Source organism: Campylobacter concisus, from assembly GCF_902460595.1.
Classification (GTDB): Bacteria; Campylobacterota; Campylobacteria; order Campylobacterales; family Campylobacteraceae; genus Campylobacter_A; species Campylobacter_A concisus_BL.
This window is the reverse complement of sequence record NZ_CABPVA010000002.1, coordinates 136,282-146,199: the sequence shown is the minus strand read 5'-3', so window position 1 is coordinate 146,199 and position 9,918 is coordinate 136,282. Positions and strand designations below refer to the sequence as shown.

General features: G+C 41.7%; 13 protein-coding genes. 2 read left to right on the top strand and 11 right to left on the bottom strand.

From position 1 onward, the window contains the following. The first annotated feature begins 77 nt into the window (after positions 1-77). Positions 78-800 carry a lecithin retinol acyltransferase family protein gene (locus tag F3G86_RS05470; protein WP_087583145.1) on the top strand — a complete coding sequence of 241 codons (723 nt, stop codon included), beginning with the start codon at positions 78-80 and terminating at the stop codon, positions 798-800. 180 nt (positions 801-980) lie between these two features. On the opposite strand, the gene F3G86_RS05465 is transcribed toward F3G86_RS05470, so the two are convergent. Genes F3G86_RS05465 through F3G86_RS05420 form a run of 10 tightly spaced genes read right to left on the bottom strand, consistent with a single transcriptional unit; the run spans position 981 to position 8,271 of the window. Further along, entirely contained in the window at positions 981-1,346 is a 366-nt protein-coding gene (locus F3G86_RS05465) for an Imm10 family immunity protein (protein WP_149723245.1), read from the bottom strand. Between the two features lie 2 nt (positions 1,347-1,348). After that, positions 1,349-2,278 (bottom strand): hydroxymethylbilane synthase, encoded by a 930-nt coding sequence (gene hemC / locus F3G86_RS05460; protein WP_103616895.1) that lies wholly within the window; start codon positions 2,276-2,278, stop codon positions 1,349-1,351. Positions 2,279-2,286: 8 nt separating this feature from the next. Then, a complete protein-coding gene (locus F3G86_RS05455) occupies positions 2,287-2,718 on the bottom strand; it encodes an FxsA family protein (RefSeq protein ID WP_002940399.1) in 432 nt (143 codons plus the stop codon). Beyond that, complete coding sequence (locus F3G86_RS05450; protein ID WP_149723244.1) at positions 2,715-4,415, bottom strand: proline--tRNA ligase; 1,701 nt, start codon at positions 4,413-4,415, stop codon at positions 2,715-2,717. Before F3G86_RS05450 ends, F3G86_RS05455 begins: the two co-directional genes overlap by 4 nt. Next, a complete protein-coding gene (gene hemA / locus F3G86_RS05445; protein WP_149723243.1) occupies positions 4,405-5,688 on the bottom strand; it encodes a glutamyl-tRNA reductase in 1,284 nt (427 codons plus the stop codon). The genes F3G86_RS05450 and hemA overlap by 11 nt, the downstream gene beginning before the upstream one ends. Next, positions 5,688-6,581, bottom strand: coding sequence for a polyprenyl synthetase family protein (locus F3G86_RS05440; protein ID WP_149723242.1), 894 nt, complete (start codon positions 6,579-6,581; stop codon positions 5,688-5,690). Before F3G86_RS05440 ends, hemA begins: the two co-directional genes overlap by 1 nt. Positions 6,582-6,591: 10 nt before the next feature. Then, a complete protein-coding gene (locus F3G86_RS05435; RefSeq protein ID WP_149723241.1) occupies positions 6,592-7,023 on the bottom strand; it encodes a hypothetical protein in 432 nt (143 codons plus the stop codon). Beyond that, positions 7,016-7,270: a DUF2018 family protein gene (locus F3G86_RS05430; protein WP_149723240.1), complete on the bottom strand. Its 255-nt coding sequence runs from the start codon at positions 7,268-7,270 to the stop codon at positions 7,016-7,018. Before F3G86_RS05430 ends, F3G86_RS05435 begins: the two co-directional genes overlap by 8 nt. A 48-nt stretch (positions 7,271-7,318) precedes the next feature. Continuing rightward, positions 7,319-7,942: an HAD family hydrolase gene (locus F3G86_RS05425; RefSeq protein WP_149723239.1), complete on the bottom strand. Its 624-nt coding sequence runs from the start codon at positions 7,940-7,942 to the stop codon at positions 7,319-7,321. Beyond that, the gene (locus F3G86_RS05420) at positions 7,939-8,271 is read right to left on the bottom strand and encodes a hypothetical protein (RefSeq protein ID WP_149723238.1); all 333 of its coding nucleotides are present in this window, start codon (positions 8,269-8,271) and stop codon (positions 7,939-7,941) included. Before F3G86_RS05420 ends, F3G86_RS05425 begins: the two co-directional genes overlap by 4 nt. 105 nt (positions 8,272-8,376) lie before the next feature. On the opposite strand from F3G86_RS05420, the gene F3G86_RS05415 reads away from it, so the two are divergent. Then, positions 8,377-9,645 (top strand): O-acetylhomoserine aminocarboxypropyltransferase/cysteine synthase family protein, encoded by a 1,269-nt coding sequence (locus tag F3G86_RS05415; protein WP_149723237.1) that lies wholly within the window; start codon positions 8,377-8,379, stop codon positions 9,643-9,645. A 41-nt stretch (positions 9,646-9,686) separates the two neighbouring features. Here F3G86_RS05415 and F3G86_RS05410 read toward each other — a convergent pair whose 3' ends face one another. Beyond that, the gene (locus F3G86_RS05410) at positions 9,687-9,866 is read right to left on the bottom strand and encodes a transformation system protein (protein WP_149723236.1); all 180 of its coding nucleotides are present in this window, start codon (positions 9,864-9,866) and stop codon (positions 9,687-9,689) included. Positions 9,867-9,918: the final 52 nt, after the last annotated feature.

The window sequence follows — 9,918 nt, the reverse complement described above, 5'->3', positions numbered from 1 at the left end:
AATAAAGTTAAATTTAGCAAATTTGGGCTAAATTTGTCGTTTTATTGCGATTTTTAATAAATTTTATAGAGAGAGATATGCAAAATTTACCAAAAATAGGCGATCACATCTTCGTAGACAGAAGCGTACTTGGCATAAAACTTTACGAACATCACGGCATCTACGTCGGAGATGATATGGTCGTGCACTATAACGGCTTGGCACGCGGGATAGTTTTTGAAAAGAGCTGCTTTGAGGAGATTTTAAGCAACGTCGTACCGCTAGATAAACGCAACGTAGCAAAAGTGGAGATGACTAGCCTCGAGGAGTTTGCAAGCGGCGATACTTGGCAGATCAAAGAGCACACAAATGCGCCATTTAGCGGCCAAGATATAGCCCTTTGCGCCAAGTCGCGTGTAGGCGAGCAAAAATACAACCTACTCATCAACAACTGCGAGCACTTTTGCAACGAATGCGTCTTTGGCGAGCATGTGAGCCAACAAGTGCAAAACGCAAAGCAAAACTCGGCGCTATTTAGCGAGATAGAGCCATTTTTAGGGCAGATCATAAGTGAACTTTTTGGTGCACAGACCAAGGATGAGATCAAAGAAACTCTCGTAAAATCATTTACCGCGCTTGCACAATTTACGAAAGATAGCGCGGAGAAAAAAGCTCGCGAGATGATAAAAGAAAACAGCGACAAGGCAAATTTGCAAATAGAGAAATTTATGGACAAAAATGCCAAAATGAACGCTATGTTTAAAAAGATCGGCGCGGACTTAAAAACAAAGATCGCAAAGGATTTTAATATAAAAATTTAGTCCGACTACGGTTTTGACGCTTGGTCAAATTTAAAAGGCGCTTTTAAATCGCGGCTTTATTTCTCGATATCTTATCCGCGTTTTGGCTTGCAGCATTTAGCACGCTAGGTAGCGTCACGTCTCCTGAAACGGCGGCAAATTTTAGAAAATTTCGTCTTTTTATCTCTGAATTTAAACAAATTATTTTGGTACGCTACACTCTAGCAGCTCGCCAAATATCTCTTTGCAGTATTTCATAAAGCGCTCATTAAGCTTTACACCCTCGGTATCTACGCAAATGAGACTATCTTGCACCTCAAAAATGATGCTCTTATCAGTGATCTTTACTCGTTTGCAAGCGTTGTAGCAAACGTCGCCATTGCACTCGGCATATAGGCCGTTTATCTCGGCATTTTCGTCGTCGCCCTTTTTTAGCTTGATCGGTCTTTGAAAGATTATGTAGCTTTTGTAGTTATATTTGTCGTCTGCAAGACCGATCATATAGTAGTTGTCTTTGCTATTTTTGGTGGCGCTTAGGGCTTTTGCTTTAAATTTTAGCTCAAACACGCTTACGCCATCTCTTCAGCGCGTTTTAAAAGCTCTTTCGCCCCTTTTTCTATAAATTTATGCGCTAGCTCTTTGCCGATGCTTTGAAATTTATCTTTGCTAGTCTTTAAGCTATCTTTTATATACTCGCTTCCATCAGGCAGACCAACGATCGCATCGATAGAAATTTCATCTCCTTTTAGCCTTGCGCTTATGCCTATTGGCACTTGGCAGCCACCCTCTAAAACGCTTACAAAGTCACGCTCTATGGTCGTTTCTATGACTGCATTTTCGTCATTTAAAAAAGAGATCTCATCTAAAATTTGCTTCTCATCTCTAGCCTCGACACCAAGAGCGCCCTGACCCATCGCAGGTATCATCTCGTCAAAGCCAAATGTGTAGATGTGCGCCACTTCAGCCTTGATATTTAGGCGGTTTATGCCAGCCATCGCCAAAATGATCGCGTCAAATTCGCCCTCTTTTAGCTTTCTAAGCCTAGTTTGCACGTTTCCACGAAGCGAGATGATCTCAAGATCAGGTCTCATGATAAGTAGCTGCATCTTGCGGCGCAGGCTCGTTGTGCCAACTTTCGCTCCATGTGGCAAGTCGCTAAATTTAGCAAATTTCTCACTTATCATCGCATCTCTTGTATCCTCACGTGAGCAAATGGCAGCTAGCTTAAGCCCTTTTGGAAAGACTACAGGGACGTCTTTTAGGCTATGCACGGCGATGTCAGTCTCGCCTTTTAGCATGCTATCTTCAAGCTCTTTTGTAAAAAGCCCCTTGCCACCGATCTTTGCAAGAGGTGTGTCAAGGATCACGTCGCCCTTTGTCTTCATGCCCTCAAGCACGACCTTCACGCCCTTGTGCTGCGCCTCGATCCTAGCCTTGATATGCTCGCTTTGCCAAAGCGCTAAGATGCTCTTTCTAGTTGCTATTTTTATCTCTTTCATCATCACTCCTAATTTACTCTTTTTGGCTCTTCGATGACCTCAACGTCGATGATCTCGCCATCATCTTTTCTACTGCCCTGCTCGCTAAAGTTTTGAAATTTAAACTCCTGATAGCTCTCATTTTTCGCTGCATTTTTCTTAAAGACTAAAGAAAAAACGACCACGGCGATACCAAAAATGTCTGTCAAAATCCCTGGTAAAAAGAGCAGCGCTCCGCCAAAGCTAAGTCCTAACTGACTAAATAAATTTCCACCAATAAAGCTCTTAAACGCCACTTGAGGCGAATTTAAACTAGAAAATCCAGCATTAAAAAGAAGTGCGATGCCAACAAATCCAGAGACCAACACCTCAAGAAAGTAGTTTAAAAAGCCAAATTTATCAACAAAAAGATAGATAAATACCGCTTCTATCAAAAAAAACAAAAATGCAAAAAATCTCATAAGCTTTCTTTTATCTTTCTAAAGGCCTCGTCTGCCTCTATCGCCTCTTTGCTTAGCCCATCTCTCGTGATAAACTCGACCTTGCCATTTGCAAATTCTTTACCCACAAGCAGCGCATAAGGGAAGCCGATAAGTTCAAAGTCATTCATCTTAACGCCAAATCTCTCGTTTCTATCATCGATGATGACACTAACGCCAGCTTTTTTGAGGCTCTCATAAAGCTCAAATGCAAATTTCACGCCCGCTTCATCTTTTAAATTTGAGATGATGATCTCCACATCAAACGGCGCGCACTCTTTTTTCCAGATGCAGCCCTTCTCATCGTGGCTAGCCTCTATCATCACAGCGATCAGCCTGCTTATGCCAATGCCGTAGCAGCCCATCAAAAATGGCTTTGCCTTGCCGTTTTCATCAAGATATGTTGCGTTCATCGCAGCTGAATATTTATCGCCTAGCTGAAAGATATGACCGACTTCTATGCCCTTGCTAAGCTTTAAATTTCCGCCGCAAACTGGGCATTTATCGCCCTCTTTTACCTTTACAAGGTCTTTAAATCTCTCTTCGTTAAATCCGCTAACACTAACGCCAACAAAGTGGTAATCCTTCTCGTTAGCGCCACATATCATGTTGTTTGCGCCTTTTAGCTCGTTATCTATGAAAAATTTAACATCCTTTAGCCCAACTGGCCCGCAAAATCCAGCAGATAATCCAGCCTTTGCCACGTCAGCCTCGCTAGCATCGACAAGCTCAAGCGCCTTGCAAGCGTTTTGCGCCTTTGTCTCTTGAAGCTCGTCATCGCCTCTTACAAAAAAGACCACGACCTCTTCTTTATCCTCATAGATCGCCTTTTTCATAACAGCTTTTATGCAGTAAAACTCGCTAACTTTGAAAAACTCCGCCACATCTTTTATAGTTTTTGCATTTGGCGTTAGAAATTTAGCCGCGTCTGCCTCTGGCGCTTCAGCCTCGCTAACTCTTGGCTTGCGCCTTGCAGCCTCGACGTTTGCAGCGTATCTGCAAGCCTCACAGCAAAGTATGTCATCCTCGCCGTTACTTGCAAGCACCATAAATTCTTTACTGCCACTTCCTCCTATGGCTCCGCTATCAGCCTCTACGGCTCTAAAATTTAGCCCCAAACGGGTAAAAATCTTACTATAAGTTGCCTCCATAAGGTCAAACTCACGTTTAAGATCCTCTTTGCTCGAGTGAAAGCTATAGCCATCTTTCATCGTAAATTCGCGTCCTCTTAGCAAGCCAAAGCGTGGTCTTGCCTCGTCACGAAATTTAGTGTTTATCTGGTATAAATTTAGCGGTAGCTGCTTGTAGCTAGTCACCTTGCCACGCACCAAAGCAACGGCTGCCTCTTCGTTTGTCGGGCTTATAACAAAGTCATTATCCTTTCTATCTTTAAAGCGCAAAAGCTCCTTGCCAAAGACATTGTAGCGACCACTTTGCTTCCAAAGCTCGCCTGAAGTGACCACGCTAAAGCTCACCTCTAGCGCGCCAGCCTCGTTCATCTCCTCTTTTACCACGCGTGAAATTTTATCGTGCATGATCTTTCCAAGCGGCAGATAGTTATAAAGCCCAGAGCCGATCTGCTCTACAAAGCCGCCTCTTATCAAAAACTGATGGCTTGGTAAAGATGCATCTTTTGGCGCTTCTTTGGTCGTTGGGGCGTAAAATTTACTAAATTTCATCTATATCTCCTGCTTGAAAATTTTGTTCATCTTTTATGTCAAATAAAAATTTAACTCCGTTTGAAAGCTCGCTCGCTCTCTCCTCGTCTGCAAGCCCTTTTAGCTTCATCGTTGGTTGGTGTAAAAATGCTTTAAAGACCTGATGGATGAGCTTTTGTGCCTCATCGTAATCGCTATGTTTTAAATAGCCCTTTTTTATCGCCTTTTCTAGCTCGTTTTTAGCGCAAATTTCAGCCTGCTTGCGGATTGATTTTATAAGAGGCACGCTCATATCTTCTTTTAAAGTCTTTAAAAACTCGCTCGTGTCTTGACCGACGATCGAGTAAGCCTTTTGCGCCTGCTCCTCTCTTAGGGCTAAATTTTTACGCACGATCTCCTCTAGGCTATCGACCGTATAGACGCTGATAAGCTCTGTGTTTAAAAGATCGATGTCTCTTGGCACGGCGATATCAAAAAAGTATCTGTGAAATTCTCTTGGCTCGATGATCTCGCCTGTGATGATGGCGTGTGGGGCTGCGGTGCTTGAAAATATGAGATCGTAGTTATTTACATACTCTTTTAATTTCAAAATACTATCCCAGCTCGCGTTATCTCCTAGACTATCAACTAGTTGCTCGACGCGCTCGGAGCTTCTATTTATAATGATCACCTCTGCGCCGCTTGATATGAGGTGCTTTGCTGCTAGCTCGCCCATCTCGCCAGCGCCCACGACGATAGCTGTTTTGCCCTCAAGCGTGCCAAAAATTTCTTTTGCTTTTGCTACGGCGACGCTTGAAACTGAGATTGGGTTTTTAGAAATTTGAGTTTCGTTTCTAACCTTGGCAGCGCACTTACATGCGTAGTGGATGATCTTACTGATATCTTCGCCACATGAGTTGTTGTCATAAGCAAATTTAAAGGCATTTTTTAGCTGGCCAACTATCTGCGTTTCGCCAACGACTAGGCTATCAAGCGAGCTAGCCACGGCAAATAGGTGGTGCACAGCTCCGCTATCCTCGTAGATATCAGCCCTCTCATAAAGCTCATCTTCAAAAACGCCTGAAAATATCGACATACACCTGATGATATGAGCAGTGGCAGCCTTTACATCCTCCACGCTAGCTATGATCTCGACGCGGTTGCAGGTGTTTAGCACCATGCTCTCTTTTATGTTTTTGTTTGAGTTTATCAGCTTTAAAATTTGCTCTTTTTTCTCGTCACTATCAAATGCAAGCTTTTCTCTGACCGAAATATCAGTATTTTTATATGTAAAACTTATGTCTAAATAGTGCATCAAAATTCCCTATCTATCATGCTTTTTATGATCCCTTCAAGCTCAGCGTTTTTATACTCTCTTATCGCTTCTATTGCTTCAGCTCCAAGCCTTTTAGCTTCATTTATAGCCTTGCTAAGTGAGCTAGTTTTATCAAATTTCTCTTTTAGCCATGAAATTTCGTCCGCGTTTAACTTCTTTGCCCAAAGCGATCTAAGCTTTGCTTGATTAGCCCCATCTAAGCTCTTATAAAGATATATGTAAGGAAGCGTCGTTTTGCCCTCGACAAAGTCGTTTAGTGCTGGTTTGCCAAGCGTTTTTTCATCTTGAGTTATGTCTAAGATATCATCAACGATCTGAAATGCAAGACCTAAATTTTTGCCATAAAGTCCAAATTTCTCACTATCTTTGCCAGCTAGCTTTGCCCCACAAATAGCCGTAGCTTCTATCAAAACAGCTGTTTTATAATAAATCATCTTTAGATATTCTTGCTCGTTTTCGTTAAAATTTTCAGCCATTTTCACATCCATCATCTCGCCGATGCTTAGTTTGCTGACCGCGTCTGAAACGACAGCTGCGATGCTTGGATCAAATTTTGTAAGCTCAAAATAAGCCTTTGAGTAGAGGATGTCACCTAGCATGACTGAGTTTTTACTGCCAAAAAGTGCGTTTATGCTTGGCTTGCCGCGTCTTATATTTGCCTCGTCTATGACGTCGTCGTGCAATAAGCTTGCAAGGTGGATGAGCTCGATGATAGCGCAAAGTTTAAGTGAAATTTCACTCTCGCCTGCGATTTTTAATAGAAGTTTTGAGCGCAGCTTCTTGCCTGAGCTTATCTTTAAAAACATCTCAAACGCCTCTTTGTAGCCAAGCTCGTTTATAAATTTGCTCATTATTTCATCGATTTTATCCATTTTTATCCTTCTATTTATCCTCGTGCGGATCTCTAAAACCCACATCCACACGCTTGCTCTCATCTAGCAGTGCCACCCTAAAATGCGCCTTTTTGTCCCTAAAATCAATAAATGATATGTAAAGGCTCACGCTCTCGTTTGGCGGCATAGTAAAGTCAGGCAAAATTCGCTGCATATAGGTATCTTGCCCATGTCTTAGCGAAAAGACCATCTGCCTTGGATAACGCCTAAAAAAGCTTTGCACAGTGATATTTGTGCTATCAAACAGCGTCCAACGAAAGTCAAAAGTTTCAACTTTTTGAGTTGTTTTCTCGGTTATAAAGACCCTCGCCCACTCATCTTTTTTAAGCTCAAACGTATGGACCGAATTTGGGTCAAAATTTGGCTCTTTTGCAAAAAGAAGGGCGGCCAGCAAGGCTATGAGCGCAAAAATTCTACTCATTTTGGCTTAAAATTTCTCCGCTAAGCTCGATATACAGGTCATTTACTCCGTTATAAACTTTGTCTTGCTCTGAGAGCATAAAATTTCTGATCTCATCTTCGCTAACGCCATGCTTTTCGCAAAGCTCGCTCATAGCCACAAATTTCTCAAAAATTTTATCTATCTCGTTTTTAACTAAAACGGCATTTGCGTTAAACAAAATGTCATAAAATTTATCTCTCGCACTGCCCTCAAATATATCTATCATCGCTGTTTCTTTGAAAATTTCTTAAGATTATAGCCAATTAAAACTAAGTTAAAAATTTAATATTATCTCCCACACTTCGCTGATATTTTTAGCATTATAAGTCGCTGTTTTGCTCTCCTCGCCAAATCCCCAGCAAACTTGCACATAAGGCATATTTGCATTTTTGGCCGCCAGTTCGTCTTTTAGACTATCTCCCACAAAGATCGCTTTATCGGCTCCAGTTTTACTAACAGCTAGGTGAAGCATCGCAGGATCAGGCTTTTGCGGTATCTCCTTGCTAGCGCCGATGACCTCGTCAAATAGCTCATAAATTTCATTTTTCTTTAAAATTTTCTCTAGCGTATCATGCGGTGCGTTGCTTGCCAAAACGACCTTAAATTTAGCCTCTTTGCACTTTTGCAAAAGCTCTTTTACACCATCATAGGTAGTCGCACACTCATCATAAAATTTCTTAAATTTCTCTTCAAAGCCCTCTTTTAAGCTCCTGCTTGGCGTGTCGATGCCGTAAAACTCAAGTGCCAAATTTCTACCTGGCTCATTGATCGCCTTTATGATAAATTCCTTATCAAGTGGCGGAAAATTTAGCTCATCTCTCACTTCATTTACCGTTTTATATATCGCCTCGCCGCTATCGATCACCGTGCCGTCCATATCAAAAATAACTACTTTCAATCCTCATCCTTAAATTTATTTTTATGCTTTTCTTTTTTATATGTCTTTTGATTTTTTAGCTTATCAAGGAGGTTTGCCACCTTTAAAAGCTCATCTTTTGGGGCATTTTTGATAAGCAAATTTATAAAATTTTCTAGCGCCTTTGAGTATGGTTGATCAAGATAAACAGCCTCGACTTTTTCGATGACTTTCGCGTTTTTCTCAACTCTTTGGCGAAATTCAGTCTCGTCAAAGTCATCTCTTTTTAGCCCATTTATCGCTGATTTTGCAAATTTTTCTAGCGCACGAAGATATTTTACACGCTTAAATTTGTCCGTGACTTGGTTCAAATTTTTCCTTTTTTTGGCAAATTATATCAAAATTTGATTTTATCCCCTAAATTTTGGCTTTGCTAATGTATAATTTACGCCAAAATTACCAAACAAGGAGCAAAAATGAAGCAAGAAACCGCTGCGATCCACGTAGGCTACGACACTCAAGGGGGCTTTGGCACGATGGCTGTGCCTATTTTTCAAAGCACGGCTTATGACTTTGGAAGTGCCGAGGTTGCGGCTGCTAGGTTTGATCTAAAAGATAACGGCCACATCTACACAAGACTTGGCAATCCAACGACAGATATCTTTGAAAAAAGGGTCGCCGCACTTGAGGGCGGAGCCGCTGCGATAGCGACTGCAAGCGGTCAGTCAGCTTTGTTTTACAGCATAATAAATTTAGCCCAAGCAGGCGATAATATCATCATCGCTAAGAAAATTTATGGCGGCACAACGGTGCTTTTTACGCACACACTAAAAAGATTTGGCATAGAGGCCAGAGTCTTTGACAGCGACACTGCTGATGATCTGGAGAGTTTGATAGACGAAAAAACTAGGGCTATATTTTTTGAAACGCTCTCAAACCCGCAAATTTCTATCCCAAATATCGAAAAAATCGTAGAGATCGCAAATAAATATGGCATTATCAGCATCACAGATAACACAGTGCCAACACCTATCATCTTTCAGCCACTTCGCCACGGCGTCGATGTATGCGTGCATAGTGCGAGCAAATATATGAGCGGTCAGGGTCTTAGCCTAGCAGGTGTCGTCGTAAGTGCCAACCACCTAAACGAAAAGCTAAAAGGCAACAAACGATATGAGCACTTTAACGTGCCAGATGCGAGCTATCACGACATCGTCTATGCCGATATGACGGACAACTTCGACATCTACACGCTAAGAATGAGGCTTGCTATCGTGCGCGACATCGGTGCTGTGATATCTCCGTTTAACTCTTGGCAGCTTATACAAGGGCTTGAAACGCTCGCTGTTAGAGTTGAGAGACACTCGCAAAACGCGCTAAAAGTGGCTAAATTTCTAAACTCTCACAAGCATATAAAAAGCGTGGCTTATCCAGGGCTTGCTGATAATGTAGATCACGCAAAGGCGCAAAAATACTTTAAAGACGGCATGGCAAATGGGCTATTTTGCTTTGAAACTGATACCTTCGAGCGCGCAAAAAAGATGCTAGAGCGCGTCAAACTCTTTAAGATCGTGGTAAATATCGGCGATACAAAGTCGCTCATCACGCACCCAGCATCGACAACTCACCAGCAGCTAAGTAGCGAAGAGCTTGTAAAAGCTGGCATCACAAAAGAGCTGATAAGAGTTAGCATAGGCCTTGAAAACGCCGAGGATCTGATAGCTGATCTGGCTCAAGCCTTATAATAAAGAAATTTCTAGCTCATTTTGGGCTAGAAATTTAAAATTTACTCAAGCTTGCCGCATGTCCTCTCGCACTCTTTTGCTTGCCTTATAAATTTTATAACAATATAGATGACAAGTAGCGGCACGCTTATATACCAAAATGCAAAAAAGGCGAGTATAAAAAACATAAATAAGAATATTGCAAAATATACTAAGACTGCAAGGATGATAATATCAAGCATTTTGCCTCCCATTTTGCTAGTGTTTTGGTGATTTTATAAAAAGCAAAATAAA

Coding starts and splice junctions, on each gene's coding strand:
- F3G86_RS05415 (WP_149723237.1), top strand. CDS start 8,377: ATGAAGCAAGAAACCGCTGCGATCCACGTAGGCTACGACACTCAAGGG.
- hemC (WP_103616895.1), bottom strand. CDS start 2,278: ATGAAAGAGATAAAAATAGCAACTAGAAAGAGCATCTTAGCGCTTTGG.
- hemA (WP_149723243.1), bottom strand. CDS start 5,688: ATGCACTATTTAGACATAAGTTTTACATATAAAAATACTGATATTTCG.
- F3G86_RS05450 (WP_149723244.1), bottom strand. CDS start 4,415: ATGAAATTTAGTAAATTTTACGCCCCAACGACCAAAGAAGCGCCAAAA.
- F3G86_RS05410 (WP_149723236.1), bottom strand. CDS start 9,866: ATGCTTGATATTATCATCCTTGCAGTCTTAGTATATTTTGCAATATTC.
- F3G86_RS05435 (WP_149723241.1), bottom strand. CDS start 7,023: ATGAGTAGAATTTTTGCGCTCATAGCCTTGCTGGCCGCCCTTCTTTTT.
- F3G86_RS05455 (WP_002940399.1), bottom strand. CDS start 2,718: ATGAGATTTTTTGCATTTTTGTTTTTTTTGATAGAAGCGGTATTTATC.
- F3G86_RS05440 (WP_149723242.1), bottom strand. CDS start 6,581: ATGGATAAAATCGATGAAATAATGAGCAAATTTATAAACGAGCTTGGC.
- F3G86_RS05470 (WP_087583145.1), top strand. CDS start 78: ATGCAAAATTTACCAAAAATAGGCGATCACATCTTCGTAGACAGAAGC.
- F3G86_RS05430 (WP_149723240.1), bottom strand. CDS start 7,270: ATGATAGATATATTTGAGGGCAGTGCGAGAGATAAATTTTATGACATT.